Genomic DNA, 25201 nt, shown 5'->3' with positions numbered 1-25201 from the left:
CGGTTCACCGTCCACGGTCGGCCGCGCGGGCTTCGACGGGGTTCCCGTGGTGGCGCGGATCAGTCCGCGCCCGCCGGGTCACGGCCGAGCAGATGCCGCAGTGCGGGCTCCAGGCTCGTGTGCCGGAACCGGTGGCCCCGGGACCCGAGCACGGCGGGGGAGACCCGTTGGCTCGCTTCGGCGAGTTCGCTCACGCCCTGGCGTCCCAGCACCAGTCGTGGCCCCACCGAGGGCACCGGCAGGACGGCCGGCCGGCGCAGGACCCGGGCGAGCGTCGCCGTGTAGGCGCCGTTGCGTACCGGCTCCGGCGCGACGGCGTTGACCGGTCCGGCCAGTTCCGGGTCGTAGAGGGCCCGGTGGTAGACGTCCACCAGATCGTCGATGCCGATCCACGACTGCCACATCCGCCCGTCGCCGAGCCGGCCACCGAGCCCTGCCGTGAACAAGGGCCGGAGCAGGCGCAGCGTCCCACCTCGCGGCGACTGCACCAGGCCGGTGCGGACGTTCACCACGCGCACCCCGGCGGCGCAGGCCGGGGCGGTGGCCTCCTCCCAGTCGGCCACCACGTCGGCGAGAAAGCCGTCACCCCGCGCGCTCGACTCGTCGAGCACCTCGTCTCCGCGGTCCGCGCCGTAGTAGCCGATGGCGGAGGCGCACACGAAGACCGCGGGGCCGTCCGGGGTGCGGCCGGCAAGCCGCGCGAGTGCCCGGGTGGGCCCGATCCGCGAGTCCCGGACGGCGGCGCGATGTGCGGCCGTGAAGCGGCCGCCGATGGAGGCGCCGGCGAGATGGATCACCGCGTCCACGCCCCGCAGCAGGTCGTGCGCGGGCGCATCGGGGTCCCAGCGGCGCTCGCCCGGACCGCGCGGTGTTCCCCGCACCAGCCGGATGACGCCGTGACCCGCCGTGGTGAGGAAGGCGGCCAGCGCGCTGCCGACCAATCCGCTGCTGCCCGTCATGGCGATGACCAGCGGTCGGTCGCCCTGCCCGCGGGCGGCCGCCTGCGCCGCCAGGTCCAGGCGCAGCTGCCGGTGCCGGTAGGCGAACATGCTCCGGAGCAGCGCGCGTGGGACCGTGGTCTCCACGGTGTCCGTGACCCGTGTGCGGCCGCGCTCGTCGTCGAAGGAGTGGGTGTGCCGCCACGGCAGCACCCAGCGCAGGGGCGCCGAGACCAGTTCGTCCACGAACTGCCGCGGCGGGTGCCCGTCGGAGTGCCGGGCCACCCACCTCAGGCCCAGGGGCAGCCCCAGCACGGCCTCCCCGTCCGACAGCGACCGCGCCTCGCGCAGCACCCGCACCGGTACCCACGGCGGGGTCAGGCGCACGACCGCACCGGGACGCTCGTGCCAGGCGAACACCTCGGGCACGGGGTGCTCCACCACGCTCGACCACGTCAGAGGTCTTCCGCTCGTCATGCCATACCTCCGTTGCGCAGGACGTACCAGATGAGGACCATCGTCAGTGCGGTGCCGCAGGCGTAGTTGATCCACAGGAAGTGGCGCCAGCCCCGGTTCGCCCGTGCCGAGTGCGCGTCGTCGAGACGCGCGTGCGGCAGGGCGGCGGCGAGGTACGGCAGCGCGAGCAGCGCGGTGAGCGGCCCGGGCCAGGTCGTGGTCAGGGCGAGCAGCCCTGCCGCGGTCCAGGCCACGAGCGCGAACCGCACGGTGCGGGCGGCGCCGAGCGCGGTGGCAACCGAGGAGATGGCGCCGGCCCGGTCCGGCACGATGTCCTGGACGGCGCCGAAGGCATGGCTGGCCATGCCCCACAGGAGGAACGCGCCGAGCGCGGCCAGTGTCCCCGGGTCGAACTCCGCCCGGGCCAGCGTCAGGCCGTAGACCGCGGGGCTCACGAAATGCACGCTGGACGTCAGGGAGTCGAGGAACGGGATCTCCTTGAACCGGAAGGGCGGCGCGGAATAGGCGACCAGGGCGAAGAGGCTGACGGTCAGAGCCACCCAGGACGACGGCGGTCCGAGGGCCACGAGCGGCACGAGGAACGGGACACCGGCGAGCACCGACGCGACCAGGACGGTCCGGTGCCGGCGCGGCGGCAGCAGCGCTCCTTCCACGCCGCCCTTGCGCGGGTTGCTCAGGTCCGAGGCGTAGTCGAACACGTCGTTGACGCCGTAGAGCGCCAGGTTGTACGGGACAAGGAAGAACACGGTCCCCACCACCAGCGCCGCATCGATCTCCCGTGTCGCGAGGAGGTGCGCGGCCGCGAACGGATACGCGGTGTTGATCCAGCTCAGGGGCCGTGAAGCGCGAAGGAGGTCAGTGATCATCGTCGCCTCCGAGCAGCGACCAGAGCGCCGGCAGGAGCACGACGGCGGCGACCGGGTACGCGAAGTCCTCCACGGGCGCGAGCCCCACCCGAAGACCCGAGATGTGCGCGTCCGAGTACGCGAACAGTCCGGCGGCGATCATCGCGTTGTCGAACACGGCGGTCAGCAGCAGCAGGACGGCGGCGGCGAGCGCGGTCCGCCGCCACGGCGTCCTGCGGCCGGTGGCCCACCGGACCACGGCGGCCAGCCCCGTCGCCACGCCGAGGAACAGGACGCAGAGTACGAGGTACGTCATCGCGCGAGGTCCTCCCTCCGCACCTCGGACCGCGCCGCCACCCGGTGCAGGACGCGGCCCGCCCCCAGGACGAGCACCATGGTGAGCTCGCACAGGAACAGGAGGAACACGAGCTCCTCCAACGGCAGTTCCGGTGCCAGCATGACACCGGTCATGTACGACGTCCCGCCGTGGAAGAACACGCCGAACGAGATGCCCGCCAGGTCCCAGGCGAGAAAGAACGCGGTACCGATCAGGAGCACGCCCGCGGCCCGCGCCGGGGCGTGCCAGCAGAACAGGCGGAACCTCGCGTCCAGGAGCAGGACGAACCCGGCGCTGACGAGCAGGACGGCCAGATACGCGAAGCTCATGAGGCCTCTGCTCCCGCCGTCCGGTCGTCCGGGACGTGGGCCCGGCCCCGTCCCGTCACCGGCCGGTCGGCCGCCGACGTGGATCCCGGGGCGCGTCCGGGCTCGGCGAGCGGGCCCGCGCCGGTCTCGCCCCGCAGGCGCTTGAGCACGAGTTCCGCGCTGATGAGACACATGGGCAGCCCGATACCGGGAATGGTCGTCGCACCCGCGTACAGCAGGCCGGAGACGCGGGCCGAGGCGTTCGAGCCGCGGAACAGCGCGCTCTGCCGCAGGGTGTGGGCCGGGCCGAGGGCGCCCCCGCGGAACGCCCCGAACTCGCGCTCGAAGTCGGCCGGGCCGATGGTGCGCCGTACCACCACCCGGTCGGCGAGGTCCGGGGTGCCCGTCCAGGCGCCGATCTGCGCGATCGCGTCGTCGACGATGCGTTCCACCCGCGTGTCCCCGCCGCCGTCGACCCCGCCCGAGCCGATCGAGGTGTCGGCGGGCACCGGGACGAGGACGAACAGGTTCTCGTGACCGGCAGGAGCCACGTCGTCGGTCGCGCTCGGACGGCAGACGTAGAGGGAGGCGGGGTTCGGGACCTCGCGCCGCCCGCCGAAGATCGCGTCGAAGCCGGCATCCCAGTCCTCGGCGAACAGGAGCGAGTGGTGCGCCAGCCGCGGCAGTTCACCGCGCACGCCGAGCAGGGCCAGGACCGCGCCGGGGCCGGGATCACGGCGCCGCCACCAGCGCGCCGAGCGGCTACGGTGCCGGGCATCGAGCAGGCGGTGCTCGGTCACGTGCAGGTCGGCCGTGGAGACGACGACGTCCGCCGCCACCTCGCGGGTGCGCCCCGCGTGGGACACCTCGACCCCGGTCGCTCGTCCGCCGTCGACGACGATCCGCTCGACGCGGTGGTCCGTCAGCAGCTCGGCCCCGGCGCGGCGGGCCAGACCCGCGGTCGCGTCGACGACGGCGGTGAGTCCGCCGCGCGGGTAGAAGACGCCCTGCGTCACGTCCAGATGGCTCATCAGGTGGTACATGCTCGGGGCGGCGCCCGGTGAGGTGCCGAGGAACACGGCGGGATAGCCGAGGATCCTCCGGACCCGGTCGTCGCCCGTGTGCCGCGCGGCGAAGCGGTCCAGCGGTTCGGCGAGCAGCCGCAGCAGGCGGGGCAGCCCCCGGACCACCTCCCGGTCCAGGAACGGACGCAGCGAGGTGAAGGTCGAGTACAGGAAATGCCGGGTGGCCAGGCGGTAGGTGATGGCCGCCGAATCGAGGTACGCGGACAGGCGCCGGCCGGATGCCGGGTCGAGCCCCAGCAGCGCCTCGCGGGCACCCGACGCGGGCAGGTCGAAGGGTTCGGCCGTGCCCTCGAAGTACACCCGGTAGGAGGGGTCGAGCCGGACGAGGTCCAGCTCGTCGTCGGCCGTCGTGCCGAGCATGCGGAAGAAGTGGTCGAACACCTCGGGCATCAGGTACCAGGACGGGCCCGTGTCGAAGCGGAAGCCGTCCCGTTCCCAGCTCCCCGCGCGGCCGCCGAGCGCCTCGCGCGCCTCGAACAGCGAGACGTGCGCCCCCTCCCGGGCCAGCAGGGCCGCGGTCGCCAGACCCGAGAATCCGCCGCCGATCACGACCACCCGCTGTCCGCGCACCCCGTCGTCGTTCATGCCACCCATCTTTCGCCCGTCTGCGTGCGGGTGAGCACCGTCGCGACGATGCGAGCCTTCACGGCGGCCGGGACGGACACCCGCCGGGTCCGCAGCGCGCCGGCCGGCGTCCGCCGCAGACGTTCGTTCAGTTCCGTGAACAGTGCCGTCGCCAGCGCGGTCGCGCGCCGCGGACCCGGCGGCAGCAGGGGCAGCACGGCACGCGCGGCTGCGAGGTCGGCGTCGACGTCCGCGACGACCCGTGCCTTGTGGGCGTCGTCGAGCCGCTCCGGCCCGGTACCGGGGAAGTAGGTCCGTCCCAGGCGGTTCTCGTCGTCGCCGAGGTCGCGCAGGAAGTTGATCTTCTGGAACGCGGCACCCAGCCGGCGTGCGCCCTCCTCGAGGCGCCCGCGGACGCCGTCGGGCACGGGGTGGTCGTGCAGGAACGCACGCAGGCACATCAGGCCGACCACCTCGGCCGACCCGTGCACGTAGGCGCGGTACTCCTCGTCGCTGAGCGACGCGACCGGGTCGAGGTCCCGGCGCATGGACGCGAAGAACGGGCGGACGAGCGTCTCGTCGATGCCGACGCGCCGGGCCGTCGTGGCGAAGGCGTGCACCACGATGTTGGCGCTGAAGCCGCCGCGCAGGGTCGCGAGGGTCTCCGCCTCCAGCGCGTCGAGGGTGTCGCGGCAGGCGCCGTCCAGGAGTCCGGCCTCGTGCGCGGGGCCGTCCACGATCTCGTCGGCCACCCGCACGAGAGCGTAGATGTCCTGGATCATGCCCCGTACCGGGGCCGGCAGCAGGCGCGTGGCAAGGCTGAACGACGTCGAGTAGGCGGCGATGACGTGAGCGGCCGCGGCGTGGGCCGTCGCCGAGTACAGCGCGAGGGAGGACGACGGGTTCACGCGGCACGCTCCGTGAGCCGGGTGGCGAGGCCGGCGAGATCCTTTCGCAGACCGGCGGGCAGTGCCGTCCCGCCGATCGTCGCGACCGCCTCCTGCCGCCGGGTCTCGATGAGCTCGGTCATCGCCGTCCGCGCGCCGGAGGCCACCAGGGCCGACCGGAGCAGCTCGGCACCGGGCTCGTCGAGGTCGGGGTCGCCCCACAGGTGGCGTACGGCGATCCACTCCGGATGTCCCTCGGCGAAGGCGACGAGCAGGGTGCGCTTGCCCTGGCGCAGGTCGCTGAGGGTGCTCTTGCCCGTGCGGGAGTCGCCGAACACGCCCAGCACGTCGTCGCGCAGCTGGTAGAGCACGCCGAGTTCGACGCCCACCTGCTCCAGGTCCGCCGACGCCCCGTCGCCCGCCTCGGCGAGCACCGCTCCCGCGCACAGCGGTGCCGCGAACGAGTAGCCGGCCGTCTTGTGCGCCATCATCCGCAGCACGGAGTCCGTCGTCGCGGACGCGGTGCCCAGGCCGAACGCCACGTCGTCGTGCTCGCCCGCGGCAGCTCGGAACAGGTGCTCGTCGACGAGTTCCGTCAGCTCCCCGCGCACCGCCGGCCGGACCCGGGCGAGCAGCGAGTAGGTCGCGCTCAGGAGCAGGTCCCCGCCCAGGATGCCGGACGCGTCGCCCCAGGACCGTGCGGCCTCCGGGAGCAGTCCCGACTCGGTGGCGTCGGCGGCGAACTCGGCCGGGAGGTTGCGCCGTCCGCGCCGGCTCAGGTCGCGGTCGATCACGTCGTCGTGCAGCAGGAGCGCCGTGTGCAGCAGTTCGAAGGATGCCGCGGCCACCGCGGCGTCCTGCGGGTACGGCGCGCCGAACGCGCGGTGGGTGTCGAGCAGGAGGCGCGGCCGCAGCCGTTTCCCGCCGAGGCTCGACCGCGCCAGCCGCTGCCACAGCAGCGTGTAGTGCTCGGCGAGCGCGTCCGCACGCCGGATGCGACCTTCGAAGAAGTCGGTCAGTACGGTGTCCACGGCGTCACGCGTGAGCATCTCGGTCATCGGGATACCACCCCGCCCCGCCCGTCGTCGCCGGGAGCGGCGTAGAGGCTCATCTCGCGGGCCTGTTGCACGAACCAGGGGGAGAACGCCCAGGGAGCGCCGCGCAGCGCCGCCCCGAGCGCCGCCGGAGCCGGCCAGGCGATCTCCGCCACCTCGTCGGGGTTCGGGCGGGGGCCTTCGTCCGTGACCGCCTCGTAGACGGGGCAGAACTCGTTCTCCACGACCCCTGCCGCGTCGACCGCGCGGTACCGGAACCGGGGAAGCACCACCCGCAGGTCGCGGATCCGCAGGCCGAGCTCGTCGCGGGCGCGGCGGACGACGGCGTCCTCCATGGGCTCGCCGGGCTGCGGATGGCCGCAGAACGAGTTCGTCCACACTCCCGGCCACGTGCGTTTGCCGAGGGAGCGGCGCGTGGCCAGGACCTGGCCGGCCGGATCCAGCACGTGGCACGAGAACGCCAGGTGCAGCGGCGTCCTGGCGGAGTGCACGGTCGCCTTGAGTTCCGTTCCGATCGGGGTCCCGTCCTCGTCCACCAGGACCACCTTCTCCGTCACCATGGTTCTCCGTCCAGGTAGCTAGCCTGGCTACATTTAAGCACAGGAAGTAAGAATTCAGGCTAGTAGAATTCCAGTATGATCCGTGCATCCCGGAGCGGCGACGGCAGCGGGCCCTCGATGCTCGATCCTCGCGTGATGGATCCCGACCAGGAGATCGTGCAGCGGGCCGGGCTCGACGACCGGGAGCTCGACGAGGTGGTTCGTGTCCTGGAAGGCCTGCACCGCTGGCGGGAGACCGAACGGCGGATGAGCGAGGCCTCCAGCCGGTACATGAAGCTCGGTGAGACGGACATGCGCGCACTGCGCTTCGTCATCGCCACGCAGAACCACGGGCTGATCGCGACCCCGGGCGCGGTCGCGGCGCACCTCGGCATCTCCTCCGCCTCGACGACCAAGATGCTCGACCGGCTGGCGGCGGGTGGGCACATCCGACGGCTCGCTCACCCCACCGACCGGCGCAGCCTGGCCATCGAGGTGACCGAGGAGACGCGGCGCACCGCACGGGAGTCCGTGGGCAAGGCGCACGCCCGGCGGTTCGACGTCGTCGCCCGACTGAGCTCGCGCGAGAGGGTGCTCGTCGCGCGGTTCCTGGAGGACCTCTCGGACACCGAGCTCGCGGGCGTGGGACTCTCGGAGGCCGGGCCGGACGGCGCAGGCCCGCTGCCCGCGCCATGAGCGTCCCGCACGACGCAAACGGCGGGCCGGGCCTGGAGAACCAGGACCGACCCGCCGTTTCACCGGGGTGAGTAACGGGACTTGAACCCGCGACCCTCGCGACCACAACGCGATGCTCTACCAGCTGAGCTATACCCACCATGCCCGCCGGTCAACACCGGCGGCCGACGAAAAGCATACATGAGGTCGGGCTCGCCGCCCGAACTCAATCGGCGTTCGGTAGCTGCTTCGTGACCGACGTCTCCTTCACGCGGGCCGCCGCCGCACGGGCCGTGTCCGAGTCCGGCCCGGGATGCGGGGGGAACAGGGCCTCGCGGTAGTAGCGGAGCTCGTCGATGGATTCCAGGATGTCCGCGAGCGCCCGGTGGCCGCCGTCCTTGTCGGGGCTCGCGAAGTAGACGCGTGGGTACCAGCGGCGGGCGAGCTCCTTGACGGAGGAGACGTCGATGATCCGGTAGTGCAGGTGGTTCGCGAGCTCGGGCATGTGGGCGTCGAGGAACATCTTGTCCGTGCCGACGGAGTTGCCGGCCAGTGGTGCCTTGCCCTGCGCGGGCACCCATTCGCGGACGTACTCCAGCACCCGGGACTCGGCCTCGGCGAGGGACAGGCCGCCGGACAGCTCGTCGAGAAGACCGGACCTGGTGTGCATCTCCCGCACGAAGTCGCCCATCTGCGCGAGTGCCTCGGCGGGCGGCTTGATGAGGACGTCGACCCCGTTGCCGAGGGGTTTCAGCTCGGAGTCGGTGACGACGGCGGCGACCTCGACGAGCGCATCGGCACTCACGTCGAGGCCGGTCATCTCACAGTCGATCCAGACGATGCGGTCGGCGGGGCTGGTGCTCACGGCGCCCAGCCTACGACGTGCCGTCCGGCGGGAACGGCCTGCCGGTGTGCGGCGCGCGTCGTCGGACCGGGCGCCGGGTGCGTTCCCGGGCCCCACCGGCACAAAACAGCGACACGCCGTCAGAAACAGGATCTGACGGCGTGTCGCTGCCGTGTGGTGGCCGCAGGCCGGTTCGGCGTGCGGTGCGGCCGGGTCAACGGGCCGGGTTCCGGCGGAGGGACCGGAGCATGCTCCGGGACTTCCGCTGGCCGCGCCGGCGGCGCTGCTGCCGGTCGCGGCGGAGCTCCTCGGCGTGGTCGAGCTGTTCCTGGTGGAGAGCCCGGATGAGGGTGTAGTCGATGGTGTGCACGTGAGTGCCCTTCGTGACGCTGGACTGCCGGGACGAGCCGGCGCGAGGTCTGGCCGGACCTCTCCGCCACCCGGTCGTCGGGACCAGGCGGACGCCACCGCGGTGTGACTGCACACTCTCAGGTTCCGGGCAGGTGGCGCACGGCTTTTTCCTGGTGGCGGATTCTGCTGCTGTTGGCGTCCAGCCATGTCCGAACCAGCCCCGGTCGTGCAACGGGCCGACGGCCCGCCCGGCGGGCACGCCGCACACGAACCGTCGCAGTACCTCAGGACCCCGACCTTCCGCTGGCTCACGGCCGGCTGGGCGCTCACGAACTTCGCCGACTCGGCGCTGATGCTCATCGTGGCGATCTGGGTGGCGGACCTCACGGGAAACGCCGCCGCGGGCGGCCTCACGTTCGCGATGCTGGGGCTGCCCGCACTCGCCTCACCGTTCCTCGGCGTCCTCGCCGACCGTGTCTCCCGCCGGAAGCTGCTCGCCTGCGCGTACCTCCTGGGCGCCGCGTGCCTGGTCCCGCTCTTCTGGGTGCACGACGCCGGGACCGCCTGGGTGATCTATCCCGTGACGGTGCTGTACGCGCTGGTGGCGTACGTGACCGCCGCCGGGCAGTCGGGTCTCCTGAAGGACCTGCTCCCGGACGAGGCGCTGGGCCACGCCAACGCCCGGCTCGCGATGATCGACCAGGTGTTCCGGGTGGCGATGCCGTTCGCCGGGGCGGGCGCATACGCGTTCGCGGGCCCGTTCGTACTGGTGGCGGCGACGATCGCGGCTTTCGTCGGTGCGGCGGTGGTGTTCGCGTGCCTGCGGTTCGGGGAGTCGGTGGTCCCGCCGGAGCAGCGCGTGACGGTGCGCGAGGTCGCCGGCGGTTTCCGTCAGTTGTACGCCGGCGCGCCCCTGCGGCCGCTGACCAACGTCATGCTCGTCGCGTTCGCGTTCATCGGGCTGGTCAACGCCGTGGTGTTCGCGGTCCTGGAGGACGTGGGCATCCCCAACGCGTGGCTGCCCCCGCTGCTGGTGCTGCAGGGAGTCGGCGGGCTGGCGGCGGGTGCGCTCACGCCCCGCCTCATGCTGCGATGGGGGCGTGGCCGCGTGGTCGCGGTGGGCATCCTGCTCGCCGGTGCGGGGCTCGCGCCGCTGCTGCTGGCGATGGTGCCGCTGGTGGTGGTCGCGCAGCTCGCGCTCGGCTTCGGGACGACGTCGGCCGTCGTCGCCTACGTCACCGAACGCCAGGTGGTCACGCCGTCGGGCCTCCAGGGGCGCACGGCGGCGGCCAGCCAGCTCCTCCTGAACTTTCCCCAGGTGGTGTTCACGGTGGCCGGTGCCGCGCTGCTGGCGGTGTGGGACTGGCGGGTGATCGTCGCGGTGAACGTGGCCGCCCTGCTGCTCGCCGGCCTCGCGGGCCTGCGTGTCAGGCCGCCGGCTCCGCGTCCGCCGGCTCCGCGTCCGTCCCTTCCCGCTCACCACGACCAGGCTCCACCCGGGCCAGCGCCACGGTGATGTTGTCCCGTCCGCCGGCCGCGTTGGCCCAGAGCACGAGTGCTGCCGCCGTCTCGGACGGGTCGGTGGTCCCGCCGGACAGCCGGTGCACGAGGTCCGCGACGTGCTCCGCCTCGGAGCAGTAGTTCCACAGGCCGTCCGAGCAGACCAGCACCCAGCCGGGCACCTCGGGGAGCATGGCCGCGCAGTGCGCGTCGTGGTCCGGGGCGCTGCGGCCGAGCCAGCGGGTGATGGCGTGCGACTGCGGCGAGTGCTCGGCCTGCTCGCGTGAGAAGCCGGCCGCCATCATCTCCTGGGCCCACGAGTCGTCGACGGACAGCTGCTCGGCGACGCCGTCGTCGGGCAGCCAGTAGACCCGCGAGTCGCCGAGCCAGCCCGCCACGACGAGGCCCGAGTCCACCACCGCCGCGGCGAACGTGCAGGCCGGTGGGTCGATGGCCGGTGTACTGCGGCGCCCCGAGCTCGAGGCACCGCGTGCGATCTCGTCGCCGGTGCGGACGACGGCGGCGCCCGCGGCCCGGGACGCGGCCACCATCGCCTGCGTCCACTCCGCGACCCGGCGCTCGATCTTCCCCCGTACGGGCAGCGAGCCCACCGGTTCGAACGTGACCAGGGCGTCCCGCGCCACCCGCGCCGCCTCCAGCGAGGCGACATCGGAGTTCGGTGCGCTGGACACGCCGTCGCACACCACGAGCGCCGCGGTGCCGTTGGCCGAGCCCGGGCCCGCGGCGGCCAGCGCCATCGCGTCCTCGTTGCGCGCGTGCCGTACCCCGCGATCGCAGACGCCGGCGACCCAGTCGGAGGGCTTCTCGGTGAAGTGGTCGCGTGCGGACAGGCGCGGCGGGGGCGGAGTCACGGACGAGTCGGGGTCCGGGTCGACGACCGTGACGACCGGGATCGGCTCGGTGGGCGGGGCGCCGGTGGCCTCGTCCCCCTCGACCGCCTGTCCGCGCAGCTCGAAGCCGCACTGCTCGCAGAACCGGGCGCCGGGGGCGGAGAGCTCTCCGCAGCGCGGGCAGCGTGACTTGGTGTTCTCGTCAGGAGTGCTCATCGCAGCGTCCAGCGTCGCACGGAGTTGGCCCGGTCGACGAGCGTGACACGGGCGCGACGGCTCTCCGTGAACTGGGCGAGCCGGCGCAGGCCCGCCTCCAGGGCATCGCGCAGATCGGGCTCGTCGGCCACCGCGCCCGCGACGCGGATGCCCGGGGCGGGCCCGTGCCGGAGCACGTGGTCGAGGGCGCGCTGCAGTGCCTCGACCACCACCTGGGTGCGCATCCGGGCGGGCACCGGAGCGTCATCGATCACCTCCGCGGCCTGCGCGAGGGAGGGCAGCCCGCGACCGGACCCGATGAGCAGGCGGGCGCGGGCGAGGCGGGCGTCGCCGTACGAGCCACGGGTCGGGACGACGAAGTCGAGCGCGTCGAGGGCGCCGTCCAGGTCGTCCCGCGCGAGACGCACCCGGGCCAGGCCGAACGCGGCCGCCCCCGTGTAGTTGGCGTCGGTACGGGCGCAGACGGCGTACATCTCGTGGGCGACCCCCAGCTCGCCCGACTGCTCGCACGCGCAGGCGAGCGCCAGCTTCGGCGCGAGTTCCCCCGGGACCTGCCCGTACACGGCGTTGAAGGCCGCGGCGGCACCGGCGGCGTCGCCCTCGGCGAGGCCGGCGAGACCTTCCATCCAGGCGGCGCGCCACTCCCAGGGGTCGAGGGAGAGGATCTGGCCCACGGTGTCGCGCACCCGCGGCACGTCGCCGGTCTCGAGCGCGGCACGCGCCTCGGCGAGCAGGACCTCGACGGTGCGCCGCGGGGCGAGCGCGAGCTGGTCCATGCGTGCCGCGGGATCCGTGAGGTTCACGCCCGCGACCCACGAGCTCATGGGGTCGGTGGGGTCGGGCGCGAGCGGGGGCAGCTCGTCCCACCGCAGCGGGCCACCCGAGCCGTCGGCGGGCGGCACGCCGAACAGCGCCGAGGCGGCCGACGTCGTCGCGCCGCCGCTTCCCGTCCGTTCCAGGGCGACGACCTCCCGCAGCACCCCCAGCAACTGCACCCGAGCCTCCTCGACCGTGAGGAAGCGGTCGTCCCGCGAGGGATGGCAGGCCTTGACCAGCCAGCGGTGCAGCGAGTCGTGCCGGGCGAACAGCGGTGTCTCCTCCACCGACGGGAGGGTGTGCTCGTGGACGCTGGTGCTTCCGGTGAAGTCCAGGACCAGGGTCGCGAGGGTGCGGCCGATCGTGTAGATGTCCGACGCGACGGACGGTCCCGACCGGGCCACCTCGGCGGCCTGGAATCCGCGCGTGCCGTAGATCAGCGTCGTCGTGTCGGACATGCGGCGCACCCCGCCGAGGTCGATGAGCTTGACGGTGTCGCCCTGGACCACCACGTTGTCCGGCTTGAAGTCGCAGTAGAGCAGGCCGCGGTCGTGCAGGTAGGTGAACGCCGGCATGATCTCGAGCAGGTAGGCGATGGCGTGGTCCGGCGGGAACGGCGTGCGCCGTTCCTCCCGCAGCTCCTTGAGCGAGCGGCCACCCACGTATTCCATCACCGTGTAGCCCGCGCCGGCGTGCCGCGCGAAGTTGTAGATCTCCACGATCGACGGATGCTCCACCTCGGCGAGGAACTCCCGTTCGCCGACGGCGACGTCGTACGCCTCCGTGCTGTCGGCGTTCAGCAGTCCCTTGAGGACCACCCAGCGGTTGGCGACGTTGCGGTCGCGGGCCAGGTAGATCCACCCGAGGCCGCCGTGGGCGATGCACCCCACCACCTCGTACTGCCCGCCCACGAGTTCGCCGGGGGACAGGGACGGAGCGAAGTCGAACGGGATGCCGCACGCCGCGCAGAAGCCCTTCGTCCGGCCCGGGAGACCGTCGCGGGCCCGTCCGACCGGCTCGCCGCACGCCGAGCAGTACCGCTTCTCCTCGGCCAGCTCGGGGTGCTCCATGACCGAGGCGATCGGGTCCTGGACCTCGGGCGTGGGCACGATCGTCAGCCCCGCTCCGAGGCGCTTCTCGCGCAGCCAGTGCGACGACGTGCTGTGCAGCTGGGCGTCACGGGAGACCGTCGCGATGGCCGAACCGAGGGCGGTCATGCTCAGCCGCGACGAACTGGTCGCCGCGGTACCGCCGGGCACGCCGGCCGTCGCCGCCCGCGGCGGGATTCGCGGCGGCATGGGCGCGGCCCGGTCCGCGGGGCCGGGCGTGGGCGACACCGCGCCGCCACCCATCCGGATCACGCGGCCCGCCCGTAGACCGGGGTGGGCGGCGCGGGGGCCTCGCCCAGGACGTCCGCGAGCCAGCGGTCGTAGCTGCGGCGCCAGCTCCCGTCCGAGACCCGCTGCTCGAGCACCGCGTTCACGAACCGCACCAGGTCCACCTGGTCGGCCGGGATGCCGATGCCGTACGGCTCGTCGCTGACGGCGTCACCCACCACCTTGGCGTACGGGTCCTGCGCGGCGAAGCCCGCGAGGACGGTGTCGTCGCCCGTGAGGGCGTCGACCCGGCCCTGCTGGAACATGGCCAGGCACTGCGTGTGCGTCGCGGCGGCCACCGGTTCGACGTCCTCCCAGGTACGGAGCAGGGCCAGCGACGTCGTGTCCTGCGACGCGCAGACACGCTGCCCGTCGAGGTCACCGATGCCCTTGACGCGGGACGTCGACGGCACCAGCAGCTTCTGTCCGGCATGGTAGTACTCGGCCGAGAACGCGACGTGCTCCCACCGTTCGCACGTGATCGTGTACGTCCGTACGACGATGTCGACCTCGTGGTCGATGAGCACCTGTTCGCGCTGTGCGGACGTGATCACCCGGAACCGCACACGCCCCGGGTCACCGAAGATCGCCTTCGCCACCGCGCGGGCGACGTCGATGTCGAACCCCTCGATGTTCCCGGTGAACGGGTCACGCGCGCTCATGCGCAGGGTGTCCGCCGAGATCCCGACCCGGAGGGCACCACGCTCGCGGATGCGCGCCATCGTCGAGCCCTCGGGCACGACGCCGGGGCCGGCGTCCTGCGGTGCGTACGAGGCGGTGGCGGGTGCGCCGTCGGAGCACTCCTGCAGCTTCCGGGGGAACCCGCCCGGCCCGCCGGCGGCCCCCGACCCCGCCTCCTGACGTTCCCGGCCGTCACCGGGAACGTCACCCCGCGTCACCGTCAGGTCCTCGAACCGGGTGGTGGCGGCTCGTGGCATGGCGCAGGCTGCCAGGGCCAGGACGACGAGACCGGACACGACCGCGGCGGCCAGGCGTCGCCGCTCCGGGCGCCTCCGCCGGGAACGGCCGGTGAACGCCCTGTTCACAGGTACTCCTTCTGCCGGGCCCAGATCCCGGTGGCGGTCATGCCCGCGGCGAGCAGGCCGGCCACCAGGGCGATCCAGCCGGTGCCCCGGGACACGGCGGAGGCCTTGGTGAGCTGGGCGGCGGCGCGTTCCTCCGTGGTGGTGACGTCCTGGGTGGCACGGGCGGCGAACCTCTCGAACGCTGCCATGGCCGAGCCGTCGCCCGTGGCGATCGCCGCCCTGACCGCCTCCTCCCAGCGGCCGGAGTCGTCGAGCGCCCGGATCTCCGCGTGCCCTTCCAGCCAGCCCCGCAGCAGGTCACCGGTGGGACGCTCGGCGCCGGCGGCGTCGTCGGACGCCGACAGCAGCGCCGTGGCCCGCATCGTGGAATGCTGGAAACGGTCCTCGTGCTCCCGCCCCGACCCGCGCTTGATGAGGGTGAGCGACTCCTGCGACTTGGCGTCCGTGGCCGCCGCGAGCGCGGCGGAACTGGCGACGGTCGCGGCATAGGGGCCGTCCGCGACCTTGTGCGCCACGACGTTGCCGCCGACCACGCCGATCGCCACCGCCAGTGAGCCGAGCAGGGCGAGGCCGGTGGCGACCACCATCCACGGGCTGATCATGCGGTGCGTGCGGCGCGCCAGCCACCACTGCACGAGTCCGAGCACGACGAGGGCGGTCATCACGGCCAGCAGGGGCGACTGCCGCATCGACACCGCGGCCAGATGGTCGTCCATCCGTGCGGTGAGACGGTTCGCGACGTCGTCGAGCACCGGCAGCGCCTCCTCCCGCAGGGTCGCCGACGCGAGGTCCAGGTAGCCGGTGCCGACCGGGAGGCCCTGCCGGTTGTTCGCGCGGGCCGACTCGACCAGTCCGGCGTAGCGTTGCACCGCGTCGGACACGACGGCCAGCTCGTCGGCGCGTTCGGGCGCACGAGCCGCGAGCGGAGGAACGGCACGCGCGGCCGCCGCGAGATTCTCCGTGTAACGCTCCCGCATGGCGGTGGGTTCGAGCCCACCGACGAGGAAGGCGCTCGTGGCCGCGGCGTCGGCGGACACGAGACGGTTGCGCAGATCCTGGGTCGCCACGAGATCGACGGCGTCGGCGTGTGCGACGTCGAGGTCCGACGACTGGCCGGTGCCGGCGAGGAAGCCGGCGATGCCGAGCGCGACGCAGGCGAGGACGGAGACGACCTGGGCGAGCCCGAGGCGGCCCGGAGTGCCGGAGACGGCGCTCGCGGCACGCCGGGCGAGGCCGTGCGGGAGGGCTTTCGAGCCGGGCCGGTGCGGTGCGGCCACGGTCATCGGCGTACCTCCGGAGGCTCTGGATGGAAATTTCCGCGCCACCACCGGCGCTTGTCGCTGTGCTGAGTCACGGTAGAGGTCATCCTGGGAACCTGCGACTCGTGCGCGGGTCGAGCTAGAGGTGCCCCCGGCAGGATTCGAACCCGCGACCTCGTCATTAGAAGTGACATGCTCTATCCAGCTGAGCTACGGAGGCGTACGCCCGCGCGGGGCGCGGGCCTATCGTATCGATCCTGGCCGCAGAGTTGGACCAGGAATGTGGACCAGTATCGTGGAAGCAGTCCGCGGACGCCTGCCCGACGTCCCCGGTTGGCAAGGGGCATGTGGAGATATCAGGATGAACCCGTGACTCTCGGAACGCGCTCCGCCGCCCTCGGCCGCCGGGGCGGCGTCGACCCCGACGTCGCCGAGCAGCTCGGCTTCACGGTGCACGACGTCGTCCAGGACCTCCGCGGCGACATCGCCGCTGTGCGGCTCCCGCTCCCGATCGAGGGGGCCGAGGAGGCCGAGGCCTCCCGCGCGCGGCTGCTCGCGCAGCTCGACGAGCACCTCCTGCCACGGCTCGCGGAGCTGTCCAGCCCCGCGCTCGTGGTACTCGCGGGCTCGACGGGAGCCGGCAAGTCGACCATCTTCAACAGCCTGCTGCGCGGTGACATCTCCGACGCGGGAGTGCTGCGCCCGACCACCCGGGAACCCGTGGTCGGCGTCCATCCCCGGGACCGGGTGACGCTCAAGGCCGGTCCCGTCACCGAGCTGGCGCGGGTCGTCGAGCACGAGGGGGTGCCGCGCGGTACCGCCCTGCTGGACGCACCCGACCTCGACTCGTTCGTCTCGCAGAACCGCAGCACGGCGGGAAAGCTCCTGGAGGGGGCGGACCTGTGGCTGTTCGTCACCACGGCGGCGCGGTACGGGGACGCCCTGCCCTGGGAGGCGCTCGACCGGGCGCGGGAGCGTGGCGCGAGCGTGGCCATCGTGCTCAACCGCGTCGGCGAGGACGATCTGGCGACGATCCGGGGCGACCTGAACGCACGGATGCGGGAACGCGGCATGACGGACGCGCCCCTGTTCGTCATCCCGGACGTGGGCCCGCACGAAGGACTGCTCGAGTCCCGGCTCGTGGCCGGGATCGGCCGCTGGCTGGCCATGATGGCCGGGCCGGAGCGGTCCCGCACCGTGGTGGTGCGCACCCTCAAGGGCGCGCTCAAGGCGCTCCCGGACTGGGTGGACGGCCTCGTCGACGCCGTCGACGCGCAGGGTGCCGCGGCTCGGGAGCTGCGCCGCGTGATCGACGTCGTCGTCCCCGACGCCGAGGCCGTGGCGCGGGCCGCGATCACCGCCGGGACGGCCGGCGGCTCGCAGGTGACGGCACGCTTCGCGGAACTCGTGGCGAGCCGGCGCATCGACCGCGTGACGATGCGCGACGGCGTCGTGCGGGCGACGAGACGTGCCGGCCGGGCCCGCTCGGAGGCGCTCGCCCCGTTGCGGGAGGAGGCGAGGAAGGCCGCGGAGCGGTCGATCTCCGCCGCCGGGGCCCGTACGGAGGAGCGGCTGCGGGCCGAGCTGGCCGGTCCGGGCGCGCCGGCCGCGGGTGCGGCCGTGGCGCCGTCGGGCAAGGACCGCGGGCAGGCGCGCGAGGAGTGGGCGGCCGAGCAGGCGTCCGCCTGGGTCGCCGAGAGCGACCGCCTCGTGGCGGCGCTCGGCGGTGCCGAGGAGGCACCCGGCGAGGAGCCTCCCGTCGCGGTGGACGAGGAGGCCGTACTGGGCGCCCGGCGGGCGTTCGGCGACGCCGGTCTCGCGACGCTGCTGCTCGCCGCCGCGCTCGGGAACGACGACGCGGCGCGCCTCCTGGGCAAGGTGCTGGGCGACGCGGTCGACACCCTGGTGCGGCCGCTGCGCGCCGACCTGGCCGACCGGACCGCGCTAGCGGTTGCGGCGGAGGCCCGATCTGTCCAGAGTGCCCTTGAGATCCCCGCCCTCGCCGACGACGCGGCAGCCACGCTGCGTGTTCGGCTCGCCGAGCTCAGGAGGCTGACATGACGAGCGCCTCGACGCGGCCACCCGGCCGTGCCGGAGACGATGCCGCGCTGCGCGCCCGGACCGAAGACCTCGGCCGCGCGCTGCAGATAGCGGGGTCCCGCCTCGACGACGCCGTCTTCGGCCGCGTCGCGAGTGCCGTGGCGGGTGTCCGGGAACGCATCGCGCTCGGCGTGGACCACACCGTCATCGCCCTCGCGGGCGGCACCGGATCGGGCAAGTCGACCCTGTTCAACCGGATCTCACGGCTCTCGTTCGCCGAGGTCGGGGTCAAGCGCCCCACCACGGCGAAGGTCTCGGCCTGTTCGTGGTCCGACGACGCCGCCGCGCTCCTCGACTGGCTCGGCGTCGAGCGCGAGCGCCGCATCACCCGTGCCGGCGAGCTCGACGGGGCCGACGAGGACGGCTTCGGCGGCCTCGTCCTGCTCGACCTGCCCGACCACGACTCCGTCGCCCCGGGGCACCGCGAGATCGTGGACCGGGTGCTGCCGCTGGTCGACCTGCTCGTCTGGGTGGTGGACCCGCAGAAGTACGCCGACGACGCGCTGCACTCCGGCTATCTGCGCGGCGCCGGCGAACGGCCCGGATCCATGGTCGTCGCCCTGAACCAGATGGACACCGTCCCCGCCGGTCAACAGGACAACCTCGCTCGTGACGTGGCGCGCCTGCTGCGCGACGACGGCGTCGGCGAGGTGCCGGTCGTCCCCGTCTCGGCCAGGACCGGGTACGGCGTGCCGGAGCTGCGCGAGCTGCTCGAGCAGGCGGTCCGGCGTCGTTCGGTGACCGCCGGCCGCGCCGCCGCCGAGCTCGACGCGGCCGCCGCCGCACTGCTCGAGGAGACGCCGGCCGAGGTGCCCTGGCACACGTCCACGGTGCTCGCCGCCGAGACCGACGCCCTCGGCGAGGCGGTCGGGCTCGGCCCCGTCGCGGCGCAGGTCGCGGCATCCGTGCAGAACGGGTACGGGCGGCCCGAGTTCCCCGCACCGGATCCCGACGCCGTCGCCCTGTCCCGCGCGCGCTGGCTCACCGGGGCCGGCGAGAACCTGCGACCCGGCTGGCAGCGGTCCCTCGCCGAGTCCGTCGCCTCGGCCGAACACGTCGGCGCCTCCCTCGCGACCGCACTGCGTGGCGTGACGCTCGACGTCCGCGGACCGGCTTCCGCGCGCCCGCTCCGGCGTGCGGCGCTCGTCCTCGTCGGGCTCGCCGTCGTGCTCGGTCTGGCCACCGTGCTCGCGTCCATGCAGGTGCTCCCGCTCGACGACACCGGGTCGACGGTACTCGGCGTGACCGGCGTGGTGGCGGCGCTCGCGGCACTCGGCGTGTTCCTGGCCGCGACGCGGATCCGGCGGGCGCTGGCGCGGCGCCGCGAGCAGGCGGTCCTCGCGGCGGGGCGTGCGGCCGTCGAGCGGGTGCTGGAGCGGGCCCTCGGAGAGCCCACGCAGCGGCTTCTCGACGAGCACCGGCAGGTGCGTGAACTCGCGCAGTCGGCGCGCGAGGACGGACCGCCGGCGTCGGACAGGGCCGGCCGGACGTCGACCCCGGGCCGGGGAAACAGCTCTTCGTCCACAGGCTCTGCCCGGGTGTCCTCCGCGGAGGTCGCTCGCGCGTGATGCTGGTCCCGGCGGGCCGGCAGGGGGCCGGTCCGCGGGAGCGAAGGAGCACGACGTGAGCAATGACGTGAAGGTCACCGTGACGGGAAACGCGGGCAGCGACCCGGTGATCCGGCGGTCGGGCAGCGGCAACGAGTGGACGACGTTCTCGGTGGCCAGCACGCGGCGCATCCGGGACACGAACGGTGAGTTCTACGACGGCCCGACGATCTGGTTCCAGGTCAAGGCCTGGGGGCATGCCGCGGTGAACATCAGCAAGAGCGTCAAGAAGGGCCAGCCGGTGATGGTCGCCGGCCGGCTCGAGGTGGACGAGTGGGGCGAGGAGGCCCGCCGCCGGACGAGCCTGGTGATCAACGCCGACGCGGTGGGCCCCAACCTCATGAAGGGGCGCGCCGACTTCCAGCGCGTGATCCCGTCCGACGAGCCTCCGGGTGCCGCGGGGGAGGGGCGTGGCACCGCTGCGCCCTGGCGGGCTGGTGGCCTCGCCCGCGGTGTGCCGGACGAGGACGTCTGGGCCACGGCCGCGACCGGGCCGGAGACGCCGGCCGGTACGCAGGCTCCCGGCGATGCCGAGGACGAGGACACCCGAACGGCGACGGCACCGCCCGGTGCCGTGACCGCGGCCACCGGGACCCAGGACGAGATCGAGCGGTCGCGCGGGTAGGCGTCGTCCGCAACGCGTAGGCTGGGGGCCGACGCCGCCCGTCGCGGCCGTGCGCGATGTGCGTGAGCAGGTCGCCGCGCGACGGGTGCAACCCCCTCCCTACCTGTTGAAACGGTGGAACGAAGGCAGTGGCTGAGTTCATCTACTCCATGTACAAGGCGCGCAAGGCGCACGGCGACAAGGTCATCCTCGACGACGTGTCGCTGAACTTCCTCCCCGGCGCGAAGATCGGCGTCGTCGGCCCGAACGGAGCCGGGAAATCCACGATCCTGAAGATCATGGCCGGACTGGACACGCCGTCGAACGGCGAGGCCCGGCTGTCGCCCGGCTACACGGTGGGGATCCTGCAGCAGGAACCTCCGCTGAACGAGGAGAAGACGGTCCTGGGCAACGTCCAGGAGGCGGTCGCCGACATCCTCGGGAAGAAGGCGCGGTTCGACGAGATCTCGGCGCTGATGGCCGAGCCGGACGCGGACTTCGACGCGCTGCTCGCCGAGATGGGCACGCTTCAGGAGGAGATCGACGCGGCGGACGCCTGGGACCTGGACAACCAGCTCGAGCAGGCGATGGACGCCCTGCGGTGCCCGCCGCCGGACGCCGACGTCAAGGTGCTCTCCGGTGGTGAGCGCCGCCGTGTGGCGCTGTGCAAGCTGCTCCTGGAGAAGCCGGACCTGCTGCTGCTGGACGAGCCCACCAACCACCTCGACGCCGAGTCGGTGTTGTGGCTGGAGCAGCACCTGGCGAACTACCCGGGCGCCGTCCTCGCCGTCACGCACGACCGGTACTTCCTGGACCATGTCGCGCAGTGGATCTGCGAGGTCGACCGCGGGCGCCTCTACCCCTACGAGGGCAACTACTCGACCTACCTCGAGAAGAAGCGGGAGCGTCTCGAGGTCCAGGGCAAGAAGGACGCGAAGCTGGCCAAGCGCCTGAAGGACGAGCTGGACTGGGTGCGCCAGAACGCCAAGGGGCGGCAGACCAAGTCCAAGGCGCGTCTGCAGCGCTACGAGGAGATGGCCGCCGAGGCGGAGCGGACCCGGAAGCTCGACTTCGAGGAGATCCAGATCCCGGCCGGCCCGCGCCTCGGTTCGCTGGTCCTGGAGGCCGAGAACCTCCGCAAGGGCTTCGGTGACCGAACCCTGATCGACGGGCTCAGCTTCACCCTGCCGCGCAACGGCATCGTGGGTGTCATCGGACCGAACGGCGTCGGCAAGACGACCCTGTTCAAGACGATCGTCGGGATGGAACCGCTGGACGGCGGCACGCTGAAGGTCGGCGACACGGTCTCGGTGTCCTACGTGGACCAGTCCCGTGGTGGCATCGACCCGAACAAGACGCTCTGGGAGGTCGTCTCCGACGGGCTGGACTTCATCAAGGTCGGCAACGTGGAGATCCCGTCCCGTGCCTACGTCGCGTCGTTCGGGTTCAAGGGCCCGGACCAGCAGAAGCCGGCCGGCGTGCTGTCCGGTGGCGAGCGCAACCGCCTCAACCTGGCGCTGACGCTGAAGCAGGGCGGCAACCTGCTCCTCCTCGACGAGCCCACCAACGACCTGGACGTCGAGACCCTGGGATCCCTCGAGAACGCTCTGCTCGACTTCCCGGGCTGCGCGGTGGTGGTCTCCCACGACCGCTGGTTCCTGGACCGCGTCGCCACGCACATCCTGGCGTACGAGGGCACCGAGGAGAACCCGGCGAACTGGTACTGGTTCGAGGGGAACTTCGAGTCGTACGAGGAGAACAAGGTGGAGCGTCTCGGCGCCGACGCGGCGCGCCCCCACCGCGTCACCTACCGTCGCCTGACGCGCGACTGAGCGAGACGGCAGCGCCCCCGGTGAATCGCATCGCGCCATTCATCGGGGGCGGCCCCTTGTCGCCCGGCGCAACAATAGGGGCGGGTTTGCCGGGAATGGGGCGAGTCGGGGAGGATTGCCCCCATGGTGTTCTCCGTGCCCCGTCCCGGATGGCAGGATCTGCCGCCCCCTGTTCGCCGGCGCATCTCGGAGGAGCTCGGCAGCCGGGTCATCGGGTGGACGACGCTGCCCATGAGCGGCGTCGCCGACGGGGTGACGATGTCCCTCCAGACGGGCGCGGGAACGCAGGTGTGCACCGTCGTGAACACGTCGGATCCCCGCGCCCAGGAGCTGGCCCGCCGTGCGGTCCACGTCGTGGGCGCGCTTCCGGCGGCGGCTCCCGCTCCCACGCTGCTGTGGTGGTTCGACGAGGATCTCGACGGCTTCGGGCGCTGGATCGTGGCCAGCTGGGCGATGCGCGACATCCGGCCGATCGGCGACGAGTGGACGACCGACGAGATCGCCGCCGCCCTCGGGGTTCTCCAGCAGGTGCGCGAGTTCGAGGCGCCCGCCGGCGGGATGTTCCTGGACAGCGCCGAGGTCTTCGACGACGGGCCGTGGCGGCGCCTCGCCGACGAGCGTCCTGACGGGTTGCGCAACTTCTCCCCGTGGCTCGAGCCGCGCCTGGAGGCGCTCGCCGAGATCGCCGTCCACAGCGGGGAGGCCGTGTCCGGCACCACGCTCGTCCACGGGGCACCGACGCGCCAGGTCCTGTATCCGTCGCTGACACCGGGCGGACGGCCGGTGGCCTCCGCTTGGTCGCACGCCTCACGCGGAGCGCCGTTCGTGGACACCGTCCTCCTGCTCGCCCACATCCGCGCGGAAGGCGGTCCGCCGCCCGAGGTGGTTCTCGCTCGGCACCCGCTGCCGTCCGGAACCGATCCCGATGCCGTCACCTGCCTCGTGACGGCGCTCACTGGTCAGCTCATCGAGCACGCGCTCCAGCCGGCGCGTGCGACACCCGGGCAGCGGCCGTCCGTCCTGCGGGCCCGTGCGAGCGTCTGCGTGGAATGGCTCCGCCGCCGGCTCGGGTTCTGAGCGCCTCGCCCGTCTCCACGGGACTGGCCTGCGCGCTTGGGGCAGACTGAGCGCCATGACCGAGCAGCCCGACGACGTGCCCACGGAACCCGAACGCGCCGCCGGTCCCGCGCCCGACGCCGCCGTCGGGGACCTCACGAGCGCGCTGGAGAACCTGCGCACGCGGCTCGGCACGCTCCGTCTCCCGCTCGAGACCCCCGGCGCCGACCAGGCGCGCGACGCGCGCCGCCGGTCCGTCGACCAACTGGACGACTACCTGCTTCCGCGCCTGCGCTCGCAGCAGGCCCCGCTGCTCGTGGTCGTGGGAGGCTCGACCGGCGCCGGCAAGTCGACCCTCGTGAACTCGGTCCTGGGGGAGGACGTCACCCTTCCCGGCGTGCTGCGTCCCACCACCCGCGCGCCCGTGCTGGTGCACCATCCGCTCGATGCCCGGTGGTTCACCGGCGACCGGGTCCTGCCGGGCCTTGCGCGCGTGACCGGCGCGGGCGGGCCCGCGGGCGTGCAGGAGCCGGCCACCGCGCCCGTGTCCGGCGGTCCCGCTCGCCACGACGCCGCCCCCCGCACCGCGGCGGCGGAGTCCCGGACCCTGCGCATGGTCGCGAGCGAGGCCCTGCCTCCCGGCCTGGCGCTGCTCGACGCGCCGGACATCGACTCGGTCGAGCAGGCCAACCGTGATCTGGCCGCGCAGCTCCTCGGCGCCGCCGACCTGTGGCTCTTCGTCACCACCGCGGCACGCTACGCGGACGCCGTCCCGTGGGACCTGCTGAACTCGGCGGCCGAGCGGCGTGCGCAGGTGGCCATGGTCCTCGACCGCGTCGACCCCGGGGCCGAGGCCACGGTCGACGACCTCCGCGACCTCATGGCGGAGCAGGGCCTGGGCGATGCGCACCTGTTCGTCCTGCCCGAGGCGGAGCTGACGCAGGAGGGCTATCTCCCCGAACGAGCCGTCGCGCCCGTCGCCGACTGGCTCACGGACCTGGGCGGCGACGCGAGTGCCAGGGCGCACGTCATCGCGGCGACGCGGGACGGCGTCGTCGACGACCTGGTACGGCGGGCCGAGGGCCTCGCCGATGCCGCCGACGCCCAGCAGGAGGCGGACGCGCGCCTGCGCGCCGTGGTCGCGGGTGCGTACGCCGACGCGGTCGCCCATGTGAACGCGGCCACCTCGGACGGCGCGCTGCTCCGCGGTGAGGTGCTCGCCCGCTGGCAGGACTTCGTGGGAACGGGGGAGTTCTTCCGCGCGGTGGAACAGAACGTCGGGCGGGTGCGGGACGCGATCGGTGCGTTCTTCCGGGGCAGACCGCGGCAGGCGCCTCAGGTCGAGCACGCGATCGCGCACGGTCTGGAGTCGGTGGTGCTCGACGCCGCCGAGGGCGCGGCGGAACGGGCGTACGCGGGATGGCGGGGCGACACGGCGGGCAGGGTCCTGCTGGACGGGCTCGAGCTGTCACGGGCGTCGGGCACCCTGCGGGCCGACGTCGGGGAGCAGATCCGCGGCTGGCAGTCCGACGTGCTGAACCTCGTGCGGGAACAGGGCTCCGCGAAGCGCGGCACCGCGCGGGCGCTGTCGTTCGGCGTGAACGGCCTGGGTGTCGCCCTGATGGTTCTCGTGTTCGCGTCCACCGGGGGCCTGTCCGGGATCGAGGTCGGTATCGCGGGCGGGACGGCGGTTCTGGCGCAGCGCCTGCTGGAGGCCGTGTTCGGCGAGGACGCCGTGCGTCGGCTCGCCGTCGAGGCCCGGGAACGGCTGACCACCCGGGTCCGGACGGTCATGGACGGCCAGGCCGCGCGGTACACGGCGCAGCTCGACGCGGTGGGATCGGCCGACGCCGGAGGCGTCGCCCTGCGCGGCGCGGCACGCGCCGTGGCGGACGCCGCCGGCGTGGAGCGAGGCTCCCGCTCCACGGCGGGATCCCGGACCGGCGATGCCACGTCGGTGCCCGCCTCAGGGACCTCGCCGCGCGGCCTGCGCGGCGCGGGCATGGGCGCCGGCGAGCCGGCCGTGACCTCTG

22 protein-coding genes and 2 tRNA genes are annotated in these 25201 nt (G+C 73.4%); 8 read left to right on the top strand and 16 right to left on the bottom strand.

Features of this window, described 5'->3' with window-relative positions; genetic code table 11:
- Positions 1-59 precede the first annotated feature (59 nt).
- Genes J0911_RS02090 through idi form a run of 8 tightly spaced genes read right to left on the bottom strand, consistent with a single transcriptional unit; the run spans position 60 to position 7056 of the window.
- Complete coding sequence (locus tag J0911_RS02090) at positions 60-1415, bottom strand: TIGR01777 family oxidoreductase (RefSeq protein WP_207273744.1); 1356 nt, start codon at positions 1413-1415, stop codon at positions 60-62.
- Positions 1412-2281: a prenyltransferase gene (locus tag J0911_RS02085; protein WP_207273743.1), complete on the bottom strand. Its 870-nt coding sequence runs from the start codon at positions 2279-2281 to the stop codon at positions 1412-1414. The genes J0911_RS02090 and J0911_RS02085 overlap by 4 nt, the downstream gene beginning before the upstream one ends.
- Positions 2271-2576 (bottom strand): lycopene cyclase domain-containing protein, encoded by a 306-nt coding sequence (locus tag J0911_RS02080; RefSeq protein WP_207273742.1) that lies wholly within the window; start codon positions 2574-2576, stop codon positions 2271-2273. The genes J0911_RS02085 and J0911_RS02080 overlap by 11 nt, the downstream gene beginning before the upstream one ends.
- Entirely contained in the window at positions 2573-2926 is a 354-nt protein-coding gene (locus J0911_RS02075) for a lycopene cyclase domain-containing protein (RefSeq protein ID WP_207273741.1), read from the bottom strand. Before J0911_RS02075 ends, J0911_RS02080 begins: the two co-directional genes overlap by 4 nt.
- Positions 2923-4584: a phytoene desaturase family protein gene (gene crtI, locus J0911_RS02070; protein WP_207273740.1), complete on the bottom strand. Its 1662-nt coding sequence runs from the start codon at positions 4582-4584 to the stop codon at positions 2923-2925. Before crtI ends, J0911_RS02075 begins: the two co-directional genes overlap by 4 nt.
- The gene (locus J0911_RS02065; RefSeq protein WP_207273739.1) at positions 4572-5462 is read right to left on the bottom strand and encodes a phytoene/squalene synthase family protein; all 891 of its coding nucleotides are present in this window, start codon (positions 5460-5462) and stop codon (positions 4572-4574) included. Before J0911_RS02065 ends, crtI begins: the two co-directional genes overlap by 13 nt.
- Entirely contained in the window at positions 5459-6499 is a 1041-nt protein-coding gene (locus J0911_RS02060; protein WP_207273738.1) for a polyprenyl synthetase family protein, read from the bottom strand. The genes J0911_RS02065 and J0911_RS02060 overlap by 4 nt, the downstream gene beginning before the upstream one ends.
- A complete protein-coding gene (gene idi / locus J0911_RS02055; RefSeq protein ID WP_207273737.1) occupies positions 6496-7056 on the bottom strand; it encodes an isopentenyl-diphosphate Delta-isomerase in 561 nt (186 codons plus the stop codon). Before idi ends, J0911_RS02060 begins: the two co-directional genes overlap by 4 nt.
- 75 nt (positions 7057-7131) lie before the next feature.
- On the opposite strand from idi, the gene J0911_RS02050 reads away from it, so the two are divergent.
- Positions 7132-7731, top strand: coding sequence for a MarR family winged helix-turn-helix transcriptional regulator (locus J0911_RS02050; RefSeq protein ID WP_242636164.1), 600 nt, complete (start codon positions 7132-7134; stop codon positions 7729-7731).
- A 66-nt stretch (positions 7732-7797) separates the two neighbouring features.
- Here J0911_RS02050 and J0911_RS02045 read toward each other — a convergent pair.
- The 3 genes from J0911_RS02045 to J0911_RS02035 all read right to left on the bottom strand — a co-directional run bounded on the left by J0911_RS02045 (position 7798) and on the right by J0911_RS02035 (position 8924).
- Positions 7798-7870, bottom strand: a tRNA-His gene (locus tag J0911_RS02045).
- 66 nt (positions 7871-7936) lie between these two features.
- Entirely contained in the window at positions 7937-8575 is a 639-nt protein-coding gene (orn, locus tag J0911_RS02040) for an oligoribonuclease (protein WP_307864867.1), read from the bottom strand.
- A 193-nt stretch (positions 8576-8768) separates the two neighbouring features.
- Positions 8769-8924, bottom strand: a complete 156-nt coding sequence (locus J0911_RS02035) for a hypothetical protein (protein WP_207273736.1) — start codon at positions 8922-8924, stop codon at positions 8769-8771.
- Positions 8925-9110: 186 nt separating this feature from the next.
- Here J0911_RS02035 and J0911_RS02030 point away from each other — a divergent pair, with 186 nt between their 5' ends.
- Positions 9111-10421: an MFS transporter gene (locus J0911_RS02030; RefSeq protein WP_207273735.1), complete on the top strand. Its 1311-nt coding sequence runs from the start codon at positions 9111-9113 to the stop codon at positions 10419-10421.
- On the opposite strand, the gene J0911_RS02025 is transcribed toward J0911_RS02030, so the two are convergent.
- The 5 genes from J0911_RS02025 to J0911_RS02005 form a co-directional block, all read right to left on the bottom strand.
- A complete protein-coding gene (locus J0911_RS02025) occupies positions 10333-11472 on the bottom strand; it encodes a PP2C family protein-serine/threonine phosphatase (RefSeq protein ID WP_207273734.1) in 1140 nt (379 codons plus the stop codon). The genes J0911_RS02030 and J0911_RS02025 overlap by 89 nt on opposite strands.
- Positions 11469-13640 carry a serine/threonine-protein kinase gene (locus J0911_RS02020; protein ID WP_207273970.1) on the bottom strand — a complete coding sequence of 724 codons (2172 nt, stop codon included), beginning with the start codon at positions 13638-13640 and terminating at the stop codon, positions 11469-11471. The genes J0911_RS02025 and J0911_RS02020 overlap by 4 nt, the downstream gene beginning before the upstream one ends.
- 5 nt (positions 13641-13645) lie before the next feature.
- Positions 13646-14710 carry a glutamate ABC transporter substrate-binding protein gene (locus J0911_RS02015; protein ID WP_307864866.1) on the bottom strand — a complete coding sequence of 355 codons (1065 nt, stop codon included), beginning with the start codon at positions 14708-14710 and terminating at the stop codon, positions 13646-13648.
- Entirely contained in the window at positions 14707-15993 is a 1287-nt protein-coding gene (locus tag J0911_RS02010; RefSeq protein WP_207273733.1) for a GlnX family signal transduction membrane protein, read from the bottom strand. Before J0911_RS02010 ends, J0911_RS02015 begins: the two co-directional genes overlap by 4 nt.
- Positions 15994-16115: 122 nt before the next feature.
- Positions 16116-16189: transfer RNA gene (locus tag J0911_RS02005), tRNA-Arg, on the bottom strand.
- A 149-nt stretch (positions 16190-16338) separates the two neighbouring features.
- Here J0911_RS02005 and J0911_RS02000 point away from each other — a divergent pair.
- The 6 genes from J0911_RS02000 to J0911_RS01975 form a co-directional block, all read left to right on the top strand.
- The gene (locus J0911_RS02000; RefSeq protein WP_207273732.1) at positions 16339-18030 is read left to right on the top strand and encodes a GTPase domain-containing protein; all 1692 of its coding nucleotides are present in this window, start codon (positions 16339-16341) and stop codon (positions 18028-18030) included.
- Positions 18027-19637 (top strand): GTP-binding protein, encoded by a 1611-nt coding sequence (locus tag J0911_RS20685; RefSeq protein ID WP_207273731.1) that lies wholly within the window; start codon positions 18027-18029, stop codon positions 19635-19637. Before J0911_RS02000 ends, J0911_RS20685 begins: the two co-directional genes overlap by 4 nt.
- Before the next feature lie 55 nt (positions 19638-19692).
- Positions 19693-20301 carry a single-stranded DNA-binding protein gene (locus J0911_RS01990; RefSeq protein WP_207273730.1) on the top strand — a complete coding sequence of 203 codons (609 nt, stop codon included), beginning with the start codon at positions 19693-19695 and terminating at the stop codon, positions 20299-20301.
- Between the two features lie 128 nt (positions 20302-20429).
- Positions 20430-22112 (top strand): energy-dependent translational throttle protein EttA, encoded by a 1683-nt coding sequence (gene ettA, locus J0911_RS01985; RefSeq protein ID WP_207273729.1) that lies wholly within the window; start codon positions 20430-20432, stop codon positions 22110-22112.
- Positions 22113-22235: 123 nt separating this feature from the next.
- Positions 22236-23189, top strand: coding sequence for a hypothetical protein (locus tag J0911_RS01980; RefSeq protein ID WP_207273728.1), 954 nt, complete (start codon positions 22236-22238; stop codon positions 23187-23189).
- Positions 23190-23244: 55 nt separating this feature from the next.
- Positions 23245-25201: dynamin family protein (locus tag J0911_RS01975; RefSeq protein WP_207273727.1), on the top strand; the 1957-nt coding region annotated here is incomplete at its 3' end.

It is taken from the genome of Myceligenerans salitolerans, from assembly GCF_017349295.1.
Taxonomy (GTDB): Bacteria; Actinomycetota; Actinomycetes; order Actinomycetales; family Cellulomonadaceae; genus Myceligenerans; species Myceligenerans salitolerans.
The sequence above is the reverse complement of the archived record's forward strand: the minus strand, read 5'-3'. Positions and strand labels throughout refer to the sequence as shown.